Origin of the sequence: Paenibacillus sp. FSL M7-0656, assembly GCF_038003225.1 — a bacterium.
Lineage (GTDB): Bacteria > Bacillota > Bacilli > Paenibacillales > Paenibacillaceae > Paenibacillus > Paenibacillus amylolyticus.
Genome location: NZ_JBBOOT010000001.1, coordinates 157,987 through 181,495, shown reverse-complemented (window position 1 = coordinate 181,495; position 23,509 = coordinate 157,987). Strand labels below are relative to the sequence as shown.

At 47.0% G+C, this 23,509-nt stretch carries 20 protein-coding genes and 1 other annotated feature; of the genes, 4 read left to right on the top strand and 16 right to left on the bottom strand.

Annotated elements, in window-relative coordinates; all coding sequences use genetic code 11:
* Positions 1 to 199: 199 nt before the first annotated feature.
* From miaA to MHI01_RS00680, 11 genes are all read right to left on the bottom strand, one after another.
* Positions 200 to 1,156: a tRNA (adenosine(37)-N6)-dimethylallyltransferase MiaA gene (miaA, locus tag MHI01_RS00730; RefSeq protein ID WP_339283036.1), complete on the bottom strand. Its 957-nt coding sequence runs from the start codon at positions 1,154 to 1,156 to the stop codon at positions 200 to 202.
* The gene (locus tag MHI01_RS00725; protein ID WP_036672760.1) at positions 1,137 to 1,922 is read right to left on the bottom strand and encodes a class I SAM-dependent methyltransferase; all 786 of its coding nucleotides are present in this window, start codon (positions 1,920 to 1,922) and stop codon (positions 1,137 to 1,139) included. Before MHI01_RS00725 ends, miaA begins: the two co-directional genes overlap by 20 nt.
* A gap of 17 nt (positions 1,923 to 1,939) precedes the next feature.
* Entirely contained in the window at positions 1,940 to 4,168 is a 2,229-nt protein-coding gene (gene mutL / locus MHI01_RS00720) for a DNA mismatch repair endonuclease MutL (RefSeq protein WP_340982269.1), read from the bottom strand.
* A 21-nt stretch (positions 4,169 to 4,189) separates the two neighbouring features.
* Positions 4,190 to 6,991, bottom strand: a complete 2,802-nt coding sequence (gene mutS / locus MHI01_RS00715) for a DNA mismatch repair protein MutS (RefSeq protein ID WP_253509195.1) — start codon at positions 6,989 to 6,991, stop codon at positions 4,190 to 4,192.
* Between the two features lie 207 nt (positions 6,992 to 7,198).
* Positions 7,199 to 8,449, bottom strand: coding sequence for a putative amidoligase domain-containing protein (locus MHI01_RS00710; RefSeq protein ID WP_282321041.1), 1,251 nt, complete (start codon positions 8,447 to 8,449; stop codon positions 7,199 to 7,201).
* A 201-nt stretch (positions 8,450 to 8,650) separates the two neighbouring features.
* Complete coding sequence (locus MHI01_RS00705; protein WP_282321040.1) at positions 8,651 to 9,211, bottom strand: outer spore coat protein CotE; 561 nt, start codon at positions 9,209 to 9,211, stop codon at positions 8,651 to 8,653.
* A 75-nt stretch (positions 9,212 to 9,286) separates the two neighbouring features.
* Positions 9,287 to 10,264 carry an aromatic acid exporter family protein gene (locus MHI01_RS00700; protein WP_076317597.1) on the bottom strand — a complete coding sequence of 326 codons (978 nt, stop codon included), beginning with the start codon at positions 10,262 to 10,264 and terminating at the stop codon, positions 9,287 to 9,289.
* Between the two features lie 348 nt (positions 10,265 to 10,612).
* Positions 10,613 to 11,404, bottom strand: coding sequence for an ABC transporter permease (locus MHI01_RS00695; protein WP_370739078.1), 792 nt, complete (start codon positions 11,402 to 11,404; stop codon positions 10,613 to 10,615).
* Between the two features lie 38 nt (positions 11,405 to 11,442).
* The gene (locus MHI01_RS00690; protein WP_047843426.1) at positions 11,443 to 12,237 is read right to left on the bottom strand and encodes an ABC transporter ATP-binding protein; all 795 of its coding nucleotides are present in this window, start codon (positions 12,235 to 12,237) and stop codon (positions 11,443 to 11,445) included.
* Between the two features lie 29 nt (positions 12,238 to 12,266).
* Positions 12,267 to 13,271: an ABC transporter substrate-binding protein gene (locus MHI01_RS00685; protein WP_253509198.1), complete on the bottom strand. Its 1,005-nt coding sequence runs from the start codon at positions 13,269 to 13,271 to the stop codon at positions 12,267 to 12,269.
* 160 nt (positions 13,272 to 13,431) lie between these two features.
* The gene (locus MHI01_RS00680; RefSeq protein WP_127547619.1) at positions 13,432 to 14,946 is read right to left on the bottom strand and encodes a carboxypeptidase M32; all 1,515 of its coding nucleotides are present in this window, start codon (positions 14,944 to 14,946) and stop codon (positions 13,432 to 13,434) included.
* Positions 14,947 to 15,295: 349 nt separating this feature from the next.
* On the opposite strand from MHI01_RS00680, the gene MHI01_RS00675 reads away from it, so the two are divergent.
* The 4 genes from MHI01_RS00675 (at position 15,296) to MHI01_RS00660 (ending at position 17,491) form a co-directional block, all read left to right on the top strand.
* Complete coding sequence (locus MHI01_RS00675; protein WP_036613541.1) at positions 15,296 to 15,871, top strand: beta-class carbonic anhydrase; 576 nt, start codon at positions 15,296 to 15,298, stop codon at positions 15,869 to 15,871.
* 173 nt (positions 15,872 to 16,044) lie between these two features.
* Positions 16,045 to 16,611, top strand: a complete 567-nt coding sequence (locus MHI01_RS00670; RefSeq protein WP_036613540.1) for a PadR family transcriptional regulator — start codon at positions 16,045 to 16,047, stop codon at positions 16,609 to 16,611.
* A gap of 98 nt (positions 16,612 to 16,709) precedes the next feature.
* The gene (locus tag MHI01_RS00665) at positions 16,710 to 17,207 is read left to right on the top strand and encodes a hypothetical protein (protein ID WP_036613538.1); all 498 of its coding nucleotides are present in this window, start codon (positions 16,710 to 16,712) and stop codon (positions 17,205 to 17,207) included.
* Between the two features lie 5 nt (positions 17,208 to 17,212).
* Positions 17,213 to 17,491 (top strand): YxcD family protein, encoded by a 279-nt coding sequence (locus tag MHI01_RS00660; RefSeq protein WP_017687903.1) that lies wholly within the window; start codon positions 17,213 to 17,215, stop codon positions 17,489 to 17,491.
* 154 nt (positions 17,492 to 17,645) lie between these two features.
* Here MHI01_RS00660 and tyrS read toward each other — a convergent pair whose 3' ends face one another.
* The 5 genes from tyrS to MHI01_RS00635 all read right to left on the bottom strand — a co-directional run bounded on the left by tyrS (position 17,646) and on the right by MHI01_RS00635 (position 23,466).
* Positions 17,646 to 18,908 carry a tyrosine--tRNA ligase gene (gene tyrS / locus MHI01_RS00655; RefSeq protein WP_036672932.1) on the bottom strand — a complete coding sequence of 421 codons (1,263 nt, stop codon included), beginning with the start codon at positions 18,906 to 18,908 and terminating at the stop codon, positions 17,646 to 17,648.
* Positions 18,909 to 19,028: 120 nt separating this feature from the next.
* Positions 19,029 to 19,256, bottom strand: a binding site (T-box leader).
* A gap of 98 nt (positions 19,257 to 19,354) precedes the next feature.
* On the bottom strand, positions 19,355 to 19,804 hold the full coding sequence (locus MHI01_RS00650) for a DMP19 family protein (RefSeq protein WP_340982268.1): 450 nt from the start codon (positions 19,802 to 19,804) through the stop codon (positions 19,355 to 19,357).
* A 20-nt stretch (positions 19,805 to 19,824) separates the two neighbouring features.
* Positions 19,825 to 20,268, bottom strand: coding sequence for an Imm63 family immunity protein (locus MHI01_RS00645; protein ID WP_340982267.1), 444 nt, complete (start codon positions 20,266 to 20,268; stop codon positions 19,825 to 19,827).
* 96 nt (positions 20,269 to 20,364) lie between these two features.
* A complete protein-coding gene (locus MHI01_RS00640; RefSeq protein WP_340982266.1) occupies positions 20,365 to 21,834 on the bottom strand; it encodes a protein adenylyltransferase SelO in 1,470 nt (489 codons plus the stop codon).
* A gap of 315 nt (positions 21,835 to 22,149) precedes the next feature.
* Positions 22,150 to 23,466, bottom strand: a complete 1,317-nt coding sequence (locus tag MHI01_RS00635; protein WP_340982265.1) for a nucleobase:cation symporter-2 family protein — start codon at positions 23,464 to 23,466, stop codon at positions 22,150 to 22,152.
* Positions 23,467 to 23,509 lie beyond the last annotated feature (43 nt).

The following is a 23,509-nucleotide window of genomic DNA, read 5'->3' as shown; positions in this document are numbered from 1 at the left end:
CACCGCTTGTCTGTTTTGCAAAAGAGGGACAAAATCTTCATTTTAAAGCACATTTATTCGTTGTTTAGCGAATACTTAATCTCTACCATCTGTTCTAGTGATAAATAAAAACCTCTATCCTTTTGATGACCAGAAGGTAGAGGTTTACATATCTTGATCTAATCGATGCCTGTCAGAAGAATACTAATAATCGCTCAAATCAATCAAATTTCCGTGTAATCAATTCACTTATCTGCTTGTATTTCCCTTCAAAATCCTGGGTATCCGTCATGTCCACCCATTCTATATCCTTCATATGACGGAACCAGGAAAGCTGCCGTTTGGCAAACCGACGTGTATCCCTCTTCAACCACTCAACTGCTGCTTCCCAACTCACTTCCCCTTGCAGGAACGCTGCAATCTCCTTATACCCCAGCCCTTGCATGGAAATATGACCTCTGGCCACTCCACGTTCCAACAGGGACTTCACTTCATCCACCAGACCTTGTTCGATCATCAGATCAATCCGTTCTTCTACCCGGGCGTACAACTTCTGTCGATCCATTGTCAAACCAACAATAAGAAGGTCATAAGGCGACTCTTTCTTCTGTACTGCCAGCTGATCAGACCACTTCTCTCCAGTGAGATGATGGATCTCAAGCGCACGTACAATTCGCCGCTGGTCATTCGGATGCAAACGGTCCGCACTAACTGGATCAACTTCCCTCAGTCGATCATGAAGGGCCTGAGCTCCATTTAGCTCAGCATAGCTGAATTGTTGCTCCCTGAACGCTTCGTCCGAACCACTATCGGAAAATTGAAAGCCGTAACATACCGATTCCACATACAGACCGGTGCCCCCTACAATAAAAGGCATTTTACCGCGTTCGTGGATTTCACTAATCAATCGTGTGCAACTCTCCTGAAACTCAGCCACAGAATACGGATACTCCGGTTCATGGATATCAATGAGATGATGGGGTACACCCTTCATTTCTTCAGAGGTAATCTTGGCAGTTCCGATATCCATTTCACGATATACCTGCATCGAATCTCCTGAGATAATCTCACAATTGAAAGCTTGGGCAAGCTCGATGCTCATTCTTGTTTTGCCTACTGCTGTTGGTCCAACCAACACAAGCAGTTTAGGTTTTGGTCTAACTTCCACTTTCAACATTAATCACTCCGTACAGGGTTTTTGCATTCGCCCGATCAAGTATTTCAAATCCGAGCCTGTCAAACTCCGCGCTGCCGCGCTTTTCTTTCATGACTACCCGTTTACGGGCAACCCGTTTCGCTTCCATAATGCTCTGTTCATCCAGCGCGTGAGCATTTGCATAATCTCGCAAGGGCTGTATAGCACTTGAATCCATCATCGGTTCACGGAACATGGGGTCAAAATATACGGTATCACAGCTTCGATCCGGCATGGAACGCAGCAACTCAAGATGATTCGCATGATGCAGCTCAATACGGCGGAAAGCTTCATTTACCGCTGGCTTGATCGTCTCATATTGAGACATCCCCTCCACTAATAGTGTATATAGCGGAAGAGAGCTCTCACATGCAATCACCCGTCCACTTTTGCCCACTGCAACCGAGAACACCAGTGCATCCGTGCCCAGTCCGGCTGTACAATCGATGATGGTATCCCCTTCATTCACCGCCCCCGCCTCCAGCAGTGGATCAGGTTCTCCTCGCAATATACGTTTGGCACGAACAAATCCCATGCTGGGGTGGAACTCCAGCAACGGTGAATCCTTCCGAAATAGACGCACTTTACCCTGGAGCACAACCAGAACCTCCTCCGCCTCATAGTGTTCAATCATCATGGGCAGAGACATTTTATTACGGCGCACGTAAGTACCCCCTGTTGTTTCAGCAAGGTTTCGGGCCCGCTCCACAAGTAAAGCCGCTTCCTTTTCACCGGTTGTAATATACATAGATTCCTCCTAAATAGCTACATAACACGTTTGAACAATTTTTCCAGATCATATGTTGAAAATGAAATCACAATCGGCCGCCCATGTGGACAAGTGTAGGGCTGACGACATGAACCCAGACGCTGAATTAGCACCTCTGCTTCCTGATCGGTCAGCTTTTGGTTCGCTTTGATGGACGCCTTGCAGGAGCACATGATTGATGCAGCTTCTCGCATCTTGGCGACATCTATGCTGCGTTCACTCAACACCCACTCGGACATTTCTTCGATAATGTCTTTCTCGTCCCCTTTGGGGAACCAGAACGGATGGGAACGCACGCGGAACGTCTGTCCACCGAAATGCTCCAAATATACACCCGCCTGTTCGAACCAGGCCAGCCTTGTTTTCAGTTTTTCCGTCTCCGAAGGTGTGAACTCCAGCGTAATAGGCAGCAGTAACTCTTGTGAGGCCTGGGCAGGGTTACCAAATTTCTCGTAATAGTATTCGTAATTCACGCGTTCATGAGCAGCATGCTGATCAATCAAATATAAACCTTGGTCATTTTGCGCGATCAAATACGTACCATGATGCTGTCCGATCAGACTCAGCTCCGGAAATTCAGGCATGGATGCATCCGATTTAATGGCAGCAGCAAGTTTAGTGGCATCAGGCAGACCTGAAGTTTTCCACGTCCGTTCACCTCTGGCAATCGAAGACGGATTATACGATGAACGAGCTTCCCTAACCGGTGAATATACGGAATCGGAGCGATACGTAGCTGGTTTGCCTTCAGCCAGCGGTTTCTCTGTTGCTCCACGATCCCCACCATCTTGAGAAGAGAGGTCAGATTTGGGAACAGTTTCGGTAGAACTTGTATTTGAACTTGTACTTACATCCTTAGTGCCGTCTTGCACGTTAGCGGATGTCTGCCCCCCGTCATAACTAGCAATCTTCTGCAAAATATCCCCGTTCCAACTTTCTAACTGCTCCGGGGGCTGTGTAACCTCAGGTGGAGCTTCGGGCAACGGCACTGAGTGACCCTGTTCAGATACCAACTGTGCTGTAGACACATCCGCCGGAGCATCCAAATCCAGATCATCATCTTCCGCAGTTAACTTCAGCGCTGCAACAGTAGGTTTCCCGAGTGGACCTTGTTGCCCATATCCTTCTGCATCAGATGCATCTTTCAGCGGACCACGTGGAAAGAGGAATTGTTCCTGAATAAAGGAACTATCGTCTCCACGTCGAATCTGCTGTTTTTTGACCTGTGGAATCAGTACCTCCTGCCGGAGTATACCCCGCAACGTCGTCTCTATGAATTGATACAGTTCTGGTTCCTTGCTAAAGCGAACCTCCAACTTCGCCGGATGCACGTTCACATCCACAAGAGAGGGGTGCATCTCCAACTGCACCACGACAAGTGGGAAGCGATTGATCGGCAGCAAGGTATGGTAGGCTTTGAGAATCGCCTGATTGAGACCGTAATTGCGAACAAATCTCCCATTAACAATCGTTGACATACCATTACGATTCGCTCGTGTCCATTCTGGCAGGCTGATCAGCCCGCTCACCCGGTAATCCAGACTTTCACCCTGGATGGGAAGCATCGCTTTCGCTGCACTTGTCCCATAGATCGCTGCAACCACTTGCAGCAGATCGCCGTTGCCCAACGTCTGAAGCAACACATTCTCATTATGGCGCAGTCGGAACGAAATGTTTGGGTGAGACATCGCCATCCGGTATAGGACATCTGAAATATGTCCCAGTTCCGTCTGGATCGTTTTCATATATTTGAGTCTGGCTGGTGTATTGTAAAATAGTTCTCTCACTGCAAAATCCGTACCTTGGGGTGAGGTTGCATCTTCATGAGAAACAAGGTTCCCGCCTTCAATCACGATGCGGCGCCCCCGCCCGTCATTACCACTTGCCGATAATACCTCTACCTTGGACACGGCGGCAATACTCGCCAAGGCTTCGCCACGGAATCCAAGACTTGTGATCTGAAACAGATCTCGGCCATGGGCTATTTTGCTGGTCGCATGACGATAAAAGGCGGTTTCCATGTCCTCTGGCTCAATACCTGTACCATTGTCTTTGACACGAATACTGAGGAGTCCGCCCTCTTCCACCGTCACTTCAATTTTGGTGGCGCCTGCATCCACCGAGTTTTCGAGCAACTCTTTGACAACTGAAGCAGGCCGTTCGACCACTTCACCCGCCGCGATCTGGTTGGCAATATGTTCATCAAGCACATGTATCTTCGCCACAGGTTTTCCCCTCCCTTATACTCAGGATAATTGCTGTGCCTTCAATTTGAGATCATTCAATATCTGCATCGCCTGAAGAGGTGTCATATTCATGACATCGATATCTTTCATCGTACGGATGAATTCTCGCGCTGGTTTATCCACCGCAACTTCATCCGGTTTCGTTGCCACATTCGGCTCATCATCCCCAAAGATGGACAGTTGAACCACATCCGAATGGTTTGCGCTGGACTGTCCTTTGCTGTTTGATTTCTTGGCATGTTGCTTCCCAACCGAATCTTCAATAGAAGGTGTGTACTCTGCGCTCTCCACAATCTCGTGTTCCCGGATCAATGGTGCTGAAGCCGTGTGTTGGAATTCTACACCTTTTAATTTCAAGCCTGCTTCCTGCTTCTCATTCCCGATATATTCACTGCCCACAGCTACTTGCGCGGCCGCATGTTCGAACCCATGCAATAGTCCATTCGCCCGCTCAATAATGCTATCAGGCAGACCTGCAAGACGTGCACAATAGATACCATAACTGCTGCTGGCTGCCCCGGCAATCAATTTGCGCAGGAAATTAACTTTGTCACCACTCTCCTGTACCGCCATCGAGTAGTTGGCCAGCTTGTCCAGACTCTCCTCCAGATGAGCTAGCTCATGGAAATGAGTTGATACAAGAGCTTTACAGCCGATAATATCATGTACATATTCAATAACAGACTGAGCAATGGCCATACCTTCACTAGTTGACGTTCCCCGTCCCAATTCATCGATAATAATCAGACTGCGTGGTGTGGCTTTGTCCGTCATGACCTGAATGTCGGCCATCTCCACCATGAATGTACTTTGTCCGCCAATGAGATCATCCGCGGCACCGATCCGTGTGAAAATGCGATCCATGATCGGCACTTCCGCCTGACCCGCAGGTACAAAACAACCCACTTGCGCCAAAATGGAGATTAAAGCAACCTGTCGCATATACGTACTCTTACCAGCCATATTCGGACCGGTAATCAGCAGAATACGTGCCTCTTCCTTGGTCATTGCCGTGTGATTGGCAATAAATGCGCCATCTCGCATGACCGCCTCAACGACCGGATGGCGTCCTTCTTCCACAACCAGGTCATAACCGTCGGTCAGCGTAGGCCGTACAAAGTTACGCTCAGCGCTAATTACCGCAAAAGATTGATATACATCAATCTCTGCAACCTGTTCGGCCAGCTTCTGCAATCTTGCAATCTCTTTGTTCAGCCGCTCGCGCAGCTCTGCGAACAGCCCATACTCAATATCAACCATTTTGTCCTGAGCTTCGAGAATCAGCGTCTCTTTTTCCTTCAACTCCGGCGTAATGTAACGTTCTGCATTGGCAAGTGTCTGTTTACGTTCATAACGTCCCTCTGGCAGCGAGGACAGATTGGACTTGGTGATCTCGATATAATAACCAAACACTTTGTTATATCCAATCTTAAGCGATCGAATGCCTGTCGCCTCACGCTCTCGCGCTTCCAGCTCCGCAATCCACTGCTTCCCGTTAACCGAAGCCTCACGCAATTCATCCAGACGTTCATGATACCCTTCACGAATCAGACCTCCGTCCCTTACCGATACCGGCGGCTCGTCCACAATGGCTTGCCCGATAGCTTCACACAGATCATTGCAATCATCCATCGTTTCGGCAATATGCTGCAATGTTGCGGAAGTTGATCCTGCGCAATGCTGACGAAGTCCTGGGATTTTCTCCAGCGATGATTTGAGCGCATTCAGGTCACGACCATTGGCATTACCAAACGCAATCCGGCCTACCAAACGCTCCAGATCATAGATGTCTTTGAGTTCTGCCCGCAGGTCTTCACGCAATATAAACTGGTTGTACAGCGTATCTACCGCTTCCAGACGCTCATTAATCTTCCCTTTTTGCAACAATGGCTTGTCGACCCAACGACGGAGCATTCTTGCACCCATGGACGTCTCGGTCCGATCAAGCAACCAGAGTAATGAACCTTTTTTGGAGCGTTCACGCACGGTTTCCACCAATTCCAAGTTCCGGCGGGTAAACGGGTCCAAGATCATGTAATGATCGGGCTCATACGTTGAGATTTGAGTTAACTGCCCCAGAGAACGTTTCTGTGTCTCACTCAGATAGGAGAAAAGACGTGCAATGCACGCTTGACGTTCAGGCTCTAATCTTGCCCAGACAGCCTCGCCAAACTGCTGACGGACCAGATCTTCCTTATTCTTTGTCCACGACGTGTAGACCACAGGACGACCGATTGGAGACGCCTCGGCTTCTACCGTTTCAAGCAGCGCTGCATCCCCCACCAGCTCCGATGGTTCGTAGATGCCGATTTCATCCTTGAGCCATTCCTTGGAATAGGGTACGGATGTCACATACAACTCACCCGTTGACAGATCACAGGCCGCGAGCGCCAGCGTATTTTGATTACCTGTAAGACACACCATGTAGTTGTTGGACTTGTCACCGAGTGTCTTGCCTTCCATTACCGTTCCCGGTGTAACCACACGTACAATTTCACGTCGTACCATGCCTTTGGTTACACTTGCATCTTCCATCTGTTCACATATCGCAACTTTATATCCTTTTTCAATCAGACGCTGTATGTAATTGTCAGCCGAATGATAAGGTACACCACACATCGGAATTTTATCATCCGTGCCTCCGTTGCGTGCGGTCAGCGTGATCTCAAGTTCACGGGAAGCATTAATCGCATCCTCGAAGAACAGTTCATAGAAGTCACCCAGTCTAAAAAATAGAAAAGCATCTTGTGCTTCGGCCTTCACTTGCAAATATTGTTGAATCATTGGCGTATACTGAGCCATGATGAATATCCTCCATCCCGTTCCTATAATGTCAGGAAGAAACGCATCCTGGAAGGACAATAAGACGGTCAGGCACTGTGTTTGCGCCTCCGCCTTATGTGTTGGCTAATCGCCACTTCCTTCAAGGGTTGCTGCTCCATATCTTCCGTAGTAGCTTATTACTCATAAAAGACTTGTTTCTTATTATATCAAAAAAACGCCCGTACTTCATGAACCTGCCCGAATATTCCAGAGTTTGCGAATATCGCGGCTCTCATCCCAAGTTCTTCCCAGTTTTAATTGAAGGATTAACGGAGACGCATATCGTTCATAACGTGCATATCCATCCAACCTCTTCAGATCATCTACGAGTGCTGGGATGTGTTCCTTAATCACTTCGCGCTTTCCCTCATAAAAAGCGGCATGGACCTCAGCTTTCGCTAACGGACGCTGCCGTAATTGAGTATACCCGCTCGCGATCAGACCTGCCAAGGCCACAACACCTTTCGCAACAAGGGGCGATACAAGAAAGCTGGGTAACGTACGATACTCAAACCCACCATAGGATTTCAGTCGAAAATCACCAAGTGCTCCATAACGGGGTCGTCTTCCCGATCCTCGTGGGTCTTGCAGAAATGCCAGTGGCAATGCCAGATAATTGTCCAGTGCACGAAGCAGTTCCCCGGTAAGATTCATCCCGCTAAAATGAATATGACCGCCTAGAGGTAACCCACGCTGTGGCATCCCGCCTGCCTGCCAGATGAGTGAGTGATCACTAATGCTGCGGGAAGCGGCTGCGAATGCCCTCATCAGATGAGCCAGCAGTTCTCGTGGTTCGGAGCTGGGAGCCGGTCGCAGTTCGGCAACCGGATATATGCGCCGTCCACCAATCGTGACGGAATCACAGCCTGCCATTCCTGTACGTTCAAGAAATCTGGAGGCGGGTACGATTTTGGATTCCGGCATCTGCACCAGAAGAAACTCCGGGTCCATGCCGAGTATTGGAATAGGTCTGTGACTTACTTCCTCATCCAGCAGTTCCTGATGCTGCTTCCAGCTTTCCCTATAGGTAGTAGCAAGGTTGGTCACCCCTTTCCAGGGACATGGATCAATCGAAATCACTGCACAACCGCCGTTCCCTGAGGATTCCATTCGAACAGCTCCATGATCCAGTCCTAGCGTATACAGCGTTTTGGTCGCAAGTCGTTCTATGCGCTTGAATAAGGTTGAACTCGCTTCACGCTCCAACAGAGTTTCCTGTGCCCTTCCCATGCCACTAGTATCCTTACGTTTGATCCGAATCGCCTGCAGACAGCTTATCTCTACGTCATAGCGTACACGCAAACCTGGTTCACGTTTGCGCCGATCGTGCAGTGACAATACTTCAATGCCTGCCTGTTTCAACCGTTCTGCACGTTCTCCAGAAGTCATCCTTTCATATCGGCGCAGCGCTTCCTCCGCTTGTTCCATCACATTCATTACGTGCCCCCTCCCGGATCATGCAACTAAAATAAAAATAACCCCGCAATGCGGAGCCTTCCCGTGAAAGGTTTTCCAGGCACATTGCGAGGCTCGTTACCACCCATTTTTTAATATTTAAGAAGAAAGAGGGCTTACGCCCTCTTCACCGCGCCTTCTGGCGCATATGATACCTTAGGTTATCAAATACAGGCGTCAAACTCACAGCTCATCGTCGAGCAGATCGGGATCGAGATCGTCATAATCTCCATCGGCACTGCCAAAGTCATAGTCCTTGTCTTCGTAGTCACCGCAACCATCTGTGCAGACCCTCACACAAACTTTGGTTTCGGCAACAAGTTCCACAGCGAATTCCCGTTCTACCCGGATAATTACACTGCTTCCACCTGCTGATACTGTGGCTTCCACACAGCTAGGTTCCTGCGTTGCATCCGCAGATACCTCCACTGTGGAAGTCCGGTGTTTCGGGTCCAGATAGGACAAAGGCACATGTTCTACATACGAGACCGTTTCTTTGGCTACATCCGTCTGAGAATTCTTGTCGTAGGAATACCAAATGTTGATATCGTAAGTACCAATAACTTCAATTCCGTCACCCGCTGATACGGCTTCATATTGGTGGTTGATAATCCAAGCCCCCAAAATACTTGTCGGACCATTTGGCGGAGTCACGGTATGTGTTACGGTAGAGAACTTACGACCTTTGCCGCAGATCGCCTTCGTGATAATCTCTCTACATTGATGTTTATGACTCAATGACATCTTTAAACCTCCTCCATACAATCATTCACTACAAGTGTATGCAGGGCATTCGTCTAGGGTGACAACTATTTTCTATTATTCGTTTGTAGATTGGGACCGGTCCGAGATTGGGGACGGCGCTTTGTCCTTCTTCGCGACTTTCAGATACAGCGCGAGTTCACGGCACAGCTGGAGAATTGCAGAACGAATCTCGAATTCTTCCCTTGTATCCGGCAGCTCCATACGTTTGAATTCTTCTTGCACATCCGCAAGAAGTTTTTCAGTTCGTCCGGTGTAGGATTCAGTAAGTACATCCTGACTAAGCTGATCGAACAGCTCCGAGACCATTTCCGCATGTGGCATCTTCTGATAGATCTGGGACACGAGATGCATCATGTGCTGGATTGAGTCCAACTGCGTTTTGCGCATATAGAAGTAGACGCTCCATTCCTCATTCGGATGAATCACCTGATTCTCCAGAGAACGTTTGGCAGCATCAATACCGCCCAGAATCGCTTTATCTGCTTCAATCAGCTCTCTCCCCGCCCATGCTTCATTGGGATTACGTAGCGTGGCCGCAAATTCCTTGAAAATCTTCGAGAAGAGTTCATCGATTCGTTTGCGAATGCGCAACATCTGTGGATCTGCTGCCGGCATATAGGCCAGGTTAACCGCCATTGCGGAACCAAGACCAATTAACAGCAAAGCAATCTGTACGAGGATGACATGCACGTCCATCTCCCCGCCGCCAAACACCCGAAACACCACAACAGAACCTGTAACAATACCTTCTTTGAAGCCTACCCGGACAATAGCCGGGAATGCGATCAATATGTATACCGCCAGCACCCAATAATGGAAGCCTAAAAAGTGAAAAAGTACACTTGCAAATAAAAGTCCAACTACGGAAGCAAAGAACCGCGCCGATATGGTGCGAATACTTCGTTTTCTCGTTACATCCACGCCAAGAATGGCAAGCAATCCCGCTGATGTTGGTCCCGGCAAGCGACACCAGTCTGCAATCAATACAGCCATTAATGCGGCGATTGCAGTTTTAATTACCCTAAAACCCATTTAACATTCCATCTCCTCTAAGCTGCAAAAAAATTCTTAGCCAGCTCGTCGCCTCATTCATTTATCATGACTAGTATGTCTCATCCAAATGTAAACTAGACGACATCAACCGACATGCGCATGCATGCCGGTCACAGCAACACGCCCCGAATGAGGGACGCTGGCAAGTTAGATCGTTGCGACAGAACCTCAAGGCCCTCTTCTCCAATCATCGCATTCATTCCGGATCTGCGCGGAATAATCATACTAAATATGGTACTTGATTTTACGGTATCGGGCAACGTGACACCCCTTGTGAAATTGTATACATATCATACCCGGTCACATTACGAGTAAAACACTTCCGAATCACCTGCGGCCAGCCAGCATTTTACGTTCTGCATAGACAACAAGTTGGTACATGGCTGTTGCAACTGCGGCAATAATTAACAGACTCGATAATACAAGTGTGAAGTTGAATACCTGAAATCCGTAGATAATTAGATAACCTAGCCCTTGTTTGGCGACCAGAAACTCACCCACAATTACACCCACCCAAGCCATGCCCACGTTCACTTTCAAAGTGGATACAATCGCCGGAAAAGAAGCAGGTAATACAACTTTGGTAAAAATCTCGGAACGTTCTCCACCAAACGTACGAATGACTTTAATATAATTGGGATCGACTTCATTGAAGCTGTTATACACCACTAGTGTCGTGATAATGACCGTGATGGACAATGTGGTCATAACAATCGCTGTAAAACCCGCGCCGAACATCACAATAAAGATCGGGCCAAGTGCTACCTTTGGCATACTGTTGAATACAACCATATAGGGGTCCAGCACTTTGGACAAAAAAGGAGACCACCAAATTAAAACCGCAAGCAAGGTTCCCACCAGTGTTCCCAGTAAAAAACCAACTGCCGTTTCTCCTACGGTTACCCCAACATGTGCCCACAACTCGCCACTAGCGATGTCCTTGCCAATCTGGGCAAAAACCTTACTCGGATAACTGAATAACAGTACATCAATCCAACGGAGTCTGCCTGCCACTTCCCATAGCAAAAACATACATACTAACATAGATAACTGTACGGCAAGCACTTGATGTCGCCATCTGGCCACCTGCTGAATATGATTCCGATGCAGCTGCCCCATCCATTCGTCACGCTTTTCCTGCTTCGGATTCATTGGATTCACGCGTCTTCCTCACCTCCCCCGGACTGATCCAGTTCACTCCACAATGCCTGAAACAACGCATTAAATCCTTCTTGCTCCCTGGCATGAAACGGCTGAGATTTACGAATTCCATCGGGAATGATAAATTCACGACGGATGCGGCCCGGATTGCGATCCAGTACAATGACGCGGTCACTGACCGCAATGGCTTCAGACAAATCATGGGTGACGAGAACAGATGTTTTGCCAAACTGTTTTAACGTGTCCGAGACCAGATCCTCCAATTGCAGCTTGGTTTGATAATCAAGTGCTGAGAATGGTTCATCCAACAATAAAATCCCCGGATCGGTTGCCAGCGTGCGCACCAGGGCTACTCGCTGTCTCATTCCTCCTGAAAGCTCTGAAGGGTACTGATTCTCCGTTCCGGCCAACCCCATACTTACCAGCAGTTCCCGTACACGCTCACGGCTCCGTTCATCAAGTCTGCCTGTCAGTTCAAGACCGATTAATGCATTATCCAGAATGGTCCGCCACGGAAACAGATAGTCCTGTTGAAGCATATAACCAATCTGTGCTGAGGGGCCGCCAACGAGTTTGCCTTTAACCTTAACCTCTCCTCGGGTGGGTGTGAGCAGCCCGGCGATGATCGACAACAATGTCGTTTTACCGCATCCACTCGGTCCAACCAGACTGACGAACTCTCCTTTTTGGATCTCCAGACTCAAGTCCTCAAGCACCAAGGAAGCTTCCCGCTCGCTGACGTATACTTGAGAGATCCCCTCCAGTCGGATCACACTTTCGGATTCAGGCATTCTGCTCACTTCCTTTCCTGAATACCCCATTACTTTGATTTCGTAGCTTCTTCCGCATGGGCATTATCCACAATGGCATTCAAATCCACACGTTCTTTCAACTCTCCGGCGGCACTCATGACATCAAGCAGATTGTTCCACTCTTCCTCATCAATGATCGGATCCGTTGCATAGCTGCCCTGTTCCTTATAACGGTTCACACTACTTACCAAAATGGCTGGATCGATGTCTTTGAAAAAAGGAGAAATGACTTCAGCAATCTCTTCAGCCGTATGGGAATCCACCCATGCCTGCGCTTTGTGTAGACCATTCGTAAACTTCTGTACGATATCCTTATTGTCGTGAAGATAACTCTGTTTCGTCATGAAGACGGTGTAAGGCAGAAGACCACCTTCTGTGCCAAACGATGCAACAACCTTACCCCGACCTTCTTGTTCAAAGATGGATGCCTGGGGTTCAAACAGTTGAACATAATCTCCCGTGCCTGAAGCGAAAGCAGACGCAATGTTGGCAAAGTCCACATTTTGAATCAGCTCCAGATCACTTTGCGGATCAATGCCATGTTTGTTCAGTGCGAACTCCCCTGCCATTTGCGGCATGCCGCCTTTGCGTTGACCGAGAAATGTGGAATCCCTCAGTTGCTCCCAATCGAAGCTACCTTCTGTGTTACGAGCGAACAGAAATGTACCATCCGTCTGGGTGAGCTGGGCAAAGTTAATGACCGGATCTTCCGCTCCCTGCTGATAGACATATATGGACGTCTCCGCCCCTACCAGTGCGATATCCACCGAACCTGCGAGTAATGCCGCCATCGTTTTGTCACCACCAGCAGTCGTTTGAATATCCACCTCAAGTCCCTGCTCTTCAAAAAAACCTTGAGCCACAGCCACATACTCCGGTGCGTAAAATACCGAACGAGTCACTTCGCCAATCGTAATCTTGGCTTCATTCTCTTCCTTATTACAGCTGGTGAGCGCCACAATGATAATCAGCAGAATAACGATGCCCCGGACGAACCATGGCGTGTATTTCATGTTGTTTCCCTCCTTCACTGGTTTCAGCAGTTTCTCTCTATTATGGATATGCCGATGCCCAACAAAAGGTTAAGAACTTAAATGCAAAAAAGAGCCGGGCAATGTTGCCCGACTCTTCAGCTCTTCGAAATGTTATTCAGTATGTTATTTACGGGGATACCTACAGCTTGTAAATCTCGGCATATTTGGCTTCCAGGTAATCAGCCAGATAATCCGGGTTCAATTCTTCACCCGTTATGGCAACAATTAATTCGGAAGGTGTGCGACTTCTACCATACCGGTAGATCTTGTCTGCAAGCCATTCCTTAATTGGAATCAGATTACCTTCGGCAATGAGGGTATCAAACTCCGGCATTTCCTTGCGCAATGTATGTAGAATTTGAGCTGCATACATATTACCCAGAGAATACGAAGCAAAGTAACCAAAGTCACCACCAGACCAGTGAACATCCTGAAGAACACCGTCTCCATCATTCGTTGGCATAATACCTAGGTATTCCTTGTATTTTGCATTCCAGGTCTCTGGCAGGTCTTTCACTTCCAGACCATCGTTGAATAACATTTTCTCGATCTCATATCGGATAATAATATGCAGGTTATAGGTCAGTTCATCCGCTTCGATCCGAATGAGTGAACTCTCCACCCGGTTGATTGCACGATAGAAATCTTCCAGTTCAACCTCGCTCAGTTGCGGGAAATGCTGCTGCAAATCTTTGTAATAACGTGTCCAGAATGGCAGGCTGCGACCAATCATGTTTTCCCAAAGACGGGACTGGGACTCATGAATCCCCATGGACGTTCCTTCGGCAAGAAGGGTACCCGCCAGACTGTCATCAATATTTTGCTCGTACAGGGCATGTCCACCCTCATGCAGTGAACTGAAGACTGCGCTTGCTACATCATCTTGCAGATAATGTGTTGTGATCCGCACATCACCCGGGTTAAGACCCGTTGCAAAAGGATGAACACTCTCGTCCAATCGTCCAGCTTCAAAGTCATAGCCCATTTGTTCCAGGATGAACAGACTGAATTTTTCCTGCTGTTTGGTGTCAAACAACTGATTCAGGAACTCTGTATTTGGCTTGTTTTCTGAAGCATTAATCTTCTCTTGCAAAGGCACCAAACGTGCTTTGAGGCGGGCGAACACAGCGTCCACTTTCTCAACCGTCAGATCCGGTTCATACATATCAAGCAGCGTATCATAACGTGTATCCTTCACACCCCAATAATCAATAAACTCCTGTTTGAGCTTAACGATATCTGTGAGATAAGGTGAGAATCCTGCAAAATCACTGTTATGCTTGGCATCTTCCCATGCCGTTTCCGACTTGGCTGTTAGCACGGTATAAGCTTGTACTTTCTCAGGTGGTACGGATTGACTGCGATCATATTCTTTCTTGCAATCTTCAACCAGACGACGATCTATATCTTCGAGCTGTTCCAATACTACTGGAGTCGTTAATGCATCCAGGTAAGTCTTCATGTCAGCCGAGGTTTGCAGCTTGAATGCTTCGGTGGACAACATACCCAGCGTCTCCGAACGAGTCGGAACGCCTTTTTTCGGCGCACCTGTGCGCAGATCCCAGTGAAGCAAACCAATGGCTTCATGATAGCTCTTAATTTTACGAGCCAGATTACGGAAGGATTCCAAATGTTCCTGTGTTTGTTTATCCATTGTTATCGTTCACCTCTTCAAAAAAAATGTTATACCCTATTGATGATACTTTTTGCATTGCGTATAATCAACTTTTAACAGATGAAAATTGCATTGTTCTCCTAAAGATACGTGTTCAAAAAGTCTGGTTTTCATTACCGAGAAGATAGAAATGGCGTTCAACTTCGATGCTGATGATGCCCTCAGGCATGATTTGTAATCAAAAGTGGACTTTTTGAACAACCTCTAAAGGGTTGGAGTAATTCCATCTGCTGACCGTGAAATACTATTAAAGCAAAGGCGTGTAGGACAAGCTGCATCATATGCAAGTGGCCGTGCTCGTCGTATTGGATAACAGGAGGCAATGGACATGAACAACATTCAAGAGATTTTGACTTACAACAAATCATTTGTCGAGACCAAAGAATACGAAAAGTATACGGCTGGCAAGTTTCCAACCAAAAAGATGGTTATCATCACTTGTATGGATACACGTTTGGTGGAATTGCTGCCCAAGGCTATGAACTTGAAAAACGGCGATGTGAAAATCATTAAAAACGCAGGTGCAATTATCTCTCAGCCTTTCGGGAGTGTAATGCGTAGTGTACTTGTCGCCATCTATGAACTGGGTGCAGATGAAGTCCTGGTAGTGGGGCATACGGAATGTGGTATGGCTTCCCTTCACGCTGAGACCATGATTGGACATATGGTTGAGCGTGGCGTATCGGAAGAAGTCATGACTACTCTGGAGAACTCTGGCATCCGTTTGCAAAAATGGTTGCGCGGGTTTGACAGCGTCGAAGAAGGGGTAAAACATACTGTGGAAGTGATCAAGAAGCATCCTTTACTTCCTCCCAATGTACCCGTCCACGGCATGGTTATCGATTCTGCTACAGGTGAACTTGATCTTGTCGCTGAGGGGTATGGACAACAGGCATCTCTCTAAATGGTTTGGAGTGCGGACCTTATGGTTCGCACTTTTTTTGTCTAAATTAAGGCAGTTGTTCTGTCAGGTTGTCAAACCATACAGTTTCAGTGTACACTTTTTATGAAAGCGGTCAAAGAAAGTAAAAACGATTGTTCTCTCTGACCTAGCCCTAATATTAAGGAGACATGTGCATGAACATACTTTCCTACGGATTACTCGGGCTGCTTACCCGCGAGGAGTCATCGGGCTATGATCTGATGCTGAAAATCCAGCCTCATTGGCAGGCGAAACACAGCCAGATCTATCCACTCCTGTCCAAGATGGAAAACGATGAGTTATTGGCCTCCCGCTGGGTACAACAGTCTGACAAACCGGACAAGAAAATGTACGCAGTTACGGAAAAAGGCATTGAAAAGCTCTTGGAATGGATGATTACTCCTGTTACCGCACCGGTTACACGCGATGAATTTAATTTGCGTATTTTGTGTGTTGGCATAGCGGAAGACGGAAGCATGAGACGCATTCTTAACGAGCGTAAAAGCTGGTTTATGGAACGCATACGTTATTTCGAGGATCTGAAGTCACGTATACCTCAGGATAATCTTCGTGTAGGCAACCGAGATTTTGGAAGCTACATCCTGGTACAAAAAGGGTTAATGCACGCACAAACAGGCCTGGAATGGTGTCATTGGGTTACCCAATTGCTTGATGGCCAAGCTGCAATTCAAGACCCAAGTCCAAGCGTTTCAGAAATTTAATAAAATTTGAAACGTTCCTGCAAGTTGACCGTATTACATGAGTAAGGCCCATTTTTGGGCGATTCAAACAAATTAATCGGGGGGTTACGATCTTTACAATGAAGAAAAAATTCGGAGTTAAACATCTAATGATGGTATTTATGGCCTTTACATTATTGTTCGCAACAGTGGGAGTAACGAATCCGGATTCTGCAGATGCAAGACGTGGTGGCGGATTCAAATCCGGTACGAAAAGTTATAGCAATACACCTAAGAAATCCGACAGCAATGTAAGCAAATCGAATACGAATAACAATTCCAGCAATGGAGCAGCTACAACGAACCGTGGCGGATTCTTCGGCGGTGGCGGCGGATTCATGAAAGGCATGATGCTTGGTGGTCTTGCTGGTATGATGTTTGGCGGATTGTTCGGTGGCATGGGCGCTCTGGGTAACATCCTTGGATTGCTCGTGAACGTTGCAGCAATTATGTTGATTGTTATGCTGGCTATGGCACTCTTCAGAGCCATCTCCAATCGTCGCAAACCTGCAGCGGATGGTCGTTATGACCGTCGCAATGATCGTGATGATGACCGTAACAGAAACGGACGGTACTAATCTCTATGGTTCTGAGCATGGATGAAATTGTGAATGCAATCTGTATTCATATGGCAGAACGTAAGGGTGTACGTCCAACCGATGTGAATGTAGAACTGAGTTGGGAAGAAGATACAGGTTATTCCGCTGAAGTTTGGATTCAAGGCCGTAGTCAATATCTGGTGGAGTCCAATATGATTGAAGCGATTCTTCGTTACCTGCACAGTGAATACAACATCCGGGCGTACCGTGAGAATGTACGACTTGATCTGGATGAAGAAATCACAGCGATCGTTAATCAATAAGATAGGTCACTCACTGGCCTGATATACGAAAGACCGCCTCCCCTCTGTCCTGACAGAGATGGAAGGCGGTCTTTTTGTTTCTGTATTTGTAGCTTTATTTGTGTGTCTATTATAGTCTCTATACGTCTCTGTGTTACGTTCTAATTCTTGGAAACTACGATTGTAGTTTAACCAGGCTGTAGTTCTTCTTACCTTTACGAATAATGATGAATTTACCGCCGATGGCATGCTCTGCCGAGACTGTGAATTCAAGCTCCGTGATTTTCTCACCGTTCATGGAGATCGCGCCTTTAGTGACATCCTCACGCGCCTGGCGTTTGGATGGCTCCAACCCCAGATCTACGAGCCAGTCGACGATATTTTTCGCTTCGCCGTCCGTTTCGAATGTTGGCATTTCCTTGAAACCCTGCTCGATTTCATCTGCTGTTAGGGAACGGATATCACCACTGAACAGCGCCGCTGTAATACGTTTAGCCTGTTCGAGCATTTCTTCGCCGTGAACGAATTTTGTCATTTCTTCCGCGAGTGCTTTCTGTGCTTCACGTCTGTGCGGCTCTGTCTCTACCTTTTCAGCCAAAGCTTCGATTTGTTCTTTGCTGAGGAAAGTAAAGTATTTCAAGTATTTAATGACATCACGGTCATCTGTATTCGCCCAGAACTGGTAGAACTCAAATGGTGTTGTTTTGTTCGGGTCAAGCCAGATTGCGCCGCCAGCTGTTTTACCGAATTTCGTACCGTCTGATTTGAGCATGAGTGGAATGGTCAGACCGTAAGCCTTCGCTTCAGATCCTTCTTTTTTACGAATCAGATCGAGACCACTTGTGATGTTACCCCATTGATCCGAACCACCGATTTGAAGCTGTACATCTTCGTTCTGGAACAGGTGCAGGTAGTCAAGTGATTGAAGGATCTGGTAGGAAAACTCGGTGAACGAGATTCCGCCTTCCAGTCTGCTCGCAACCACATCCTTAGCCAACATTGTGTTAAGGTTAAAGTTTTTGCCGTAGTCACGCAAGAATTCAATCACATTAATTTTGTGTGTCCAATCGTAGTTGTTCACCATGCGAACCTGATTATCACCGTCTGTTACAAACAACTTCTTCATCTGCGCTGTCAGTGCATCCACATTCTCCTGCACTTGCTCCATCGTTTGCAAAGAACGCTCTGCCTGCCGACCACTTGGATCACCAATCGTTCCTGTAGCTCCACCTATCAAAATAACCGGACGGTGTCCTGCCAGTTGAAAACGTTTCAGCATCATGAATGGAATGAGATGTCCGATATGCATGCTGTCCCCCGTAGGGTCAACGCCGCAGTACAATGAGATTGATTTGGTTTCAGTCAACTCACGCAGTCCCTCTGCATCTGTCTGCTGGTTAATGGCGTCACGCCACTGTAGTTCATCAATAATATTCATCATGTGTATAACCCCTTTTCTATCCTCAAGATTCAGTCATGATCAACGTTAAATTACGAAATTACACGCTGGAACGGCTTTTTTGGACACAAAAAAATCGCCTCCTTGTCTTCATTAAGACACAGGGACGATTATCATAACCGTGGTACCACCCAAATTGCATGGACAACACGTGACCTTAACACGTTATCCATACCACTTTTGGCAATATATCGTTTGCCCATCCGCTTGGCATTACCCAAGTACTCCAGAGTGTAATTCGCAGCCCTTGTATGTATCAGGTTCCATCAACCCCTGACTTTCTGTAACAGGGACAAAGCCGCTACTGCGCTCTATCAACGTGATTCATGTATTCAATTTATAGCAAGTATAGCCGAACGTTTCAGTCATTGCAAGACCAAGTATTAATCTTCGAACAGAACAACGGATGCATAGTTGAAACCAGATTATATAATCATCATGTTCAATTTTCCGTGATAATAACCATAGGCTTTCTCCGCGATCTGATCCTCATTGTTCCAAAACTTCTGATCCAGCGCATCTAACTGCTGCTCTTGTTCCTTTGTCAGGAATTTAGGAATATCCCACAGTTCAGTAAGCCTTTCATCCTCTTTCAGATGCTCAATGCAGCCGTATGCTGACGTTATAATCTCCACGACTTGAGTCGCACCAATGATATGTAATGCCCGCAACGCGTAACGGTATACCTCTTCCCCCCAGTTACAGAAAAACTGTATAAAACCGCCATTAAAGACATCCGCCTCTAATAGCCATAAAGCAGCAATGTCCTGCTCGTTCGAAGTCAACGATGCCCAGCCCTGTTCAGATTCATTCTTTTTTTCGACAAATAGCACAGCATAGTCATACCATACATCATTAATATCTTGCTCGCTCATGTAACACACCTCACTTTTCTTTATGCCATGCCCTCTAACTCCTGACGTTTACCCGTCTGATGCCAATGTAAATACGGATCACCGATCTGCTGGAAGGCTTCCTGAACACTCCTGTTCAGGTCCTTCATCACTTCATTTGTATAGTTCAAATGCGTCTCTTTATTATCCACGCCATGTCTTTCCAACAACCCTACATGCGTCGCGGTGAAAATAATATCCTCCAGCAACCAATAGATGACTTCATCCGGCTGTTTCACCCGTTTCTCCAATGAGACGAGACCACGTTCGTATATTCGAACGATATACGCATCTTCTCCAGTCTCTACATAAGGCACCCCATCCCATTTAAAATTCTCAAACAAGCGGTTAACATAGTTCTGCATCTGTTCCCTAGGGAAAGATGCACGCTCTAAAAGCTGTAAAAGGATGTCTGCCAATTGTTGTTTGCTTAACATGTTGGACATGAATGCACCTGCCTCTATAAAGTAACATCGATGACAGAATGAAAAAATGAAAAAGCTGCCCAAGGCAGCCTCTTCATATTTATTCCTACTGTTCAATCAGGTCCCACAAAAAGTCTGATACGAAGTATTGCACTGTGCTGGTAGTTCGGCATATTCAGCCTGCTCAGGTGAGTGCGCGAACGGGTCTGAAAGAACTGCCAAAAGCTTCTCCATCACGCTAAGGTCTCCGTGATTCTCCGCTTGCTCAAGGGCTTCCTCGACCCGATGATTTCGGGGAATGACGGCTGGATTGCTTGTTCTCATCAACTGTCGAGAGACTTCCTTCTCCTCTTGCTGTCTGTCCAATCTTGCTTGCCACCGCTCATGCCATTCAGCAAATTCTGTCGTGCCAAACAAAGCTGTCCCTTCCATTGTATCAAAGGTCAAAGCCAGGAACGTATTGGTGTAATCTGCACTATGCTTCTCCATAAGTTCAAGAAGCTCCTTGATCAGCGCTTCATCTTCGGCCTCTTCATCCAACAAGCCCAGTTTGGCACGCATTCCCTTGAGCCAATGATGATGGTACAATTCAGAAAATTGTGCAATAGCATCCTGAGCGAGCTGCACGGCCTGTTCTTCATCTTCATGCAACAACGGCAGAAGCATCTCGGCAAAGCGAGCCAAATTCCACCCGGCAATATACGGTTGATTACCATAAGCATAGCGACCTTGTCTGTCAATGGAGCTGAATACGGTTGAAGGATTGTAAGCATCCATAAAGGCACACGGACCATAATCGATGGTCTCACCACTGATTGCCATGTTATCCGTGTTCATCACGCCATGAATGAAACCAACACGCTGCCATTGGGCAATGAGTGCCGCCTGCCGTTTAATAACTTCCTGAAGGAGCAAAAGATAACGATTCTCAGCTTGAGCAACATCAGGAAAATGTCGATGCAACGTATAATCAGCCAATGCCCGAAGATCTTCAATAGACCCCCATCTTGCTGCGTACTGAAAGGTTGCTACCCGGATATGACTGGAAGCCACCCGGGTTAAAATGGCACCCGGCCGCTCTGTTTCGCGGATAATGTTTTCTCCAGTTGATACCACAGCCAGACTACGTGTTGTTGGGATCCCCAGTGCATACATCGCTTCACTAATAATATACTCTCGCAACATGGGCCCAACAGCAGCACGTCCATCTCCTCCACGAGAGTACGGTGTTCTTCCTGAACCTTTCAGCTGGATATCCACTCGCTCGCCCTGTGGCGTAATCTGTTCACCCAGCAGCAAAGCACGTCCATCTCCAAGCATGTTAAAATTGCCAAATTGATGCCCTGCATAGGCCTGAGCCAAAGGCTCGGCTCCTTCAGGGATCGAATTACCTGCAAAAATTTGCGCTCCTTCATCACTGTCAAGAGACTCCACATCCAGTCCCAAGCTGGATGCAAGCAATCTATTGAAAATGATCAGCTTTGGTGATTCAACAGGCACTGCGCCCTGACTTGTAAAAAAGGGTTGCGGTAACTGCGCATAACTATTCTCCAAGTTCCACCCTTTGTTCAACGTTTCTTGTTGCATGGTGATCACAACTCCTTTTCTGCACCAGGGATATCCCTTGGTTATATTGTAGCCTTGTGAACCAATGCTCATTTATGTAGTCGCATGGAAATTCAATTCAAGAGGTTGTTGACTTAAACGAACATATTAAATGTTCTTGATGAAACTTTAGCATATTTGCATGCCTTTTGCATTCCTCATGAATCGTAAGCACCAAAAAATCCAAGAGGTTTCTTTGACAAGTGGGGTCATTCCCTTTCACTCCACTTCCCAGAAAACCGTCTTGGATCTATTCCACTTACTTACTACTAGATGACACGTCTGTTATTACAAGGATTACGTGTGTGCTTCTTGAGCCTGTACAGGCTGTATTGGCAAGTTCTCTTTTTTCAAAGCAAGGTTAAAGAAGACATTAAGCAGGATGGCTGACAGGCTTCCCGTAATAATACCATCGCTAACAATAATCCGAATACTTTGAGGAAGCTGGGTAAACAGATCGGGTACAGCAGTAACACCGAGCCCAAGTGAAACGGAGCAAGCCACGATCAATAGATTGGATTGTTTGCCAAAGTCGACGTTTTGCAGCATTTTGATCCCGGATGAGACAACCATTCCAAACAGGACAACAGTCGCTCCTCCGAGGACAGCACTTGGAATAATGGTTGCAAAAGCAGCTACCTTCGGAATGAGTCCCAGAAAGACTAGAATACCTCCAGCTGCAACAACAACATTGGTCGTTTTTACTTTGGAGAGCTGAACCAAACCAACATTCTGTGCAAATGTATTGTATGGAAAAGCATTAAAGATGCCGCCCAGAACAAACGCGAGACCTTCTGCGCGATATCCCCGTGCCAGATCATTTTCGTTGATCGGTTGATCACAAATTTTGCTCAAAGCCATAAATACACCTGTTGATTCGATGATAACCACCGTACCTACAATAATCATTGTAATAATGGGGCCGATTTCAAAGGTAGGCCATCCAAAGTAAAAGGGTTGAGGTAAATGGAACCAGGAGGCTTCCTGTACAGAGGCAAAATTCACTTTTCCCATGATGGCTGCGATGAGGGTCCCCACGATAATACCAAGGAGAACAGCCAGGGATTTTACAAAACCGCGAGCATATCGATTCAGGATTAGAATGAACAGTAATACACCAAAGGAAAGCGCCAAATTGTCCAAACTTCCGAAATTCTCGCTGTTAGCTCCACCCGCCATGTTTTTAATGCCGGTTGGGATTAGCGCAAGACCGATGATGGTTACCACTGTACCGATCACAACTGGCGGAAACAATTTGACGATTTTGCTAAAAAATACGGCAAAGATAACGATAAATAACCCGGCTGCGATGATCGACCCATATATGGCAGGAATTCCGTATTGCGATCCAATCGCAATCATCGGTGTCACCGCTACAAAAGAACTTCCGAGAACCGCTGGTAAACCAATACCCAAGTACTTCCCTTTCCGAGCCTGAAGCCATGTTGCAATCCCACACGTTAACAGGTCAATGGATACCAGATATGCCAACTGCTCTGCAGTCAAATTTAGTGCTCTGCCCACAAGCAAAGGCACCAGAATTGCTCCCGCATACATCGCGAGTACGTGCTGAATTCCCAGTGAAAAAACTCTCATCTTTTTGGTTTCTTTCATCCCACGTTGCCCCCCTGAAATTAGAATCAACAGAACCGCTGCA

Bases quoted from the DNA above. Each gene is read 5' to 3' on its own strand.
- MHI01_RS00700 (WP_076317597.1), bottom strand. From the start codon at position 10,264: ATGGGTTTTAGGGTAATTAAAACTGCAATCGCCGCATTAATGGCTGTA.
- MHI01_RS00705 (WP_282321040.1), bottom strand. From the start codon at position 9,211: ATGTCATTGAGTCATAAACATCAATGTAGAGAGATTATCACGAAGGCG.
- MHI01_RS00645 (WP_340982267.1), bottom strand. From the start codon at position 20,268: ATGTCCAACATGTTAAGCAAACAACAATTGGCAGACATCCTTTTACAG.
- tyrS (WP_036672932.1), bottom strand. From the start codon at position 18,908: ATGAATATTATTGATGAACTACAGTGGCGTGACGCCATTAACCAGCAG.
- MHI01_RS00660 (WP_017687903.1), top strand. From the start codon at position 17,213: ATGGTTCTGAGCATGGATGAAATTGTGAATGCAATCTGTATTCATATG.
- MHI01_RS00680 (WP_127547619.1), bottom strand. From the start codon at position 14,946: ATGGATAAACAAACACAGGAACATTTGGAATCCTTCCGTAATCTGGCT.
- MHI01_RS00675 (WP_036613541.1), top strand. From the start codon at position 15,296: ATGAACAACATTCAAGAGATTTTGACTTACAACAAATCATTTGTCGAG.
- MHI01_RS00640 (WP_340982266.1), bottom strand. From the start codon at position 21,834: ATGCAACAAGAAACGTTGAACAAAGGGTGGAACTTGGAGAATAGTTAT.
- MHI01_RS00650 (WP_340982268.1), bottom strand. From the start codon at position 19,804: ATGAGCGAGCAAGATATTAATGATGTATGGTATGACTATGCTGTGCTA.
- MHI01_RS00695 (WP_370739078.1), bottom strand. From the start codon at position 11,404: ATGGGGCAGCTGCATCGGAATCATATTCAGCAGGTGGCCAGATGGCGA.
- MHI01_RS00670 (WP_036613540.1), top strand. From the start codon at position 16,045: ATGAACATACTTTCCTACGGATTACTCGGGCTGCTTACCCGCGAGGAG.
- mutS (WP_253509195.1), bottom strand. From the start codon at position 6,991: ATGGCTCAGTATACGCCAATGATTCAACAATATTTGCAAGTGAAGGCC.
- MHI01_RS00690 (WP_047843426.1), bottom strand. From the start codon at position 12,237: ATGCCTGAATCCGAAAGTGTGATCCGACTGGAGGGGATCTCTCAAGTA.
- miaA (WP_339283036.1), bottom strand. From the start codon at position 1,156: ATGTTGAAAGTGGAAGTTAGACCAAAACCTAAACTGCTTGTGTTGGTT.
- MHI01_RS00635 (WP_340982265.1), bottom strand. From the start codon at position 23,466: ATGAAAGAAACCAAAAAGATGAGAGTTTTTTCACTGGGAATTCAGCAC.
- MHI01_RS00685 (WP_253509198.1), bottom strand. From the start codon at position 13,271: ATGAAATACACGCCATGGTTCGTCCGGGGCATCGTTATTCTGCTGATT.
- MHI01_RS00665 (WP_036613538.1), top strand. From the start codon at position 16,710: ATGAAGAAAAAATTCGGAGTTAAACATCTAATGATGGTATTTATGGCC.
- MHI01_RS00725 (WP_036672760.1), bottom strand. From the start codon at position 1,922: ATGTATATTACAACCGGTGAAAAGGAAGCGGCTTTACTTGTGGAGCGG.
- MHI01_RS00710 (WP_282321041.1), bottom strand. From the start codon at position 8,449: ATGAATGTGATGGAACAAGCGGAGGAAGCGCTGCGCCGATATGAAAGG.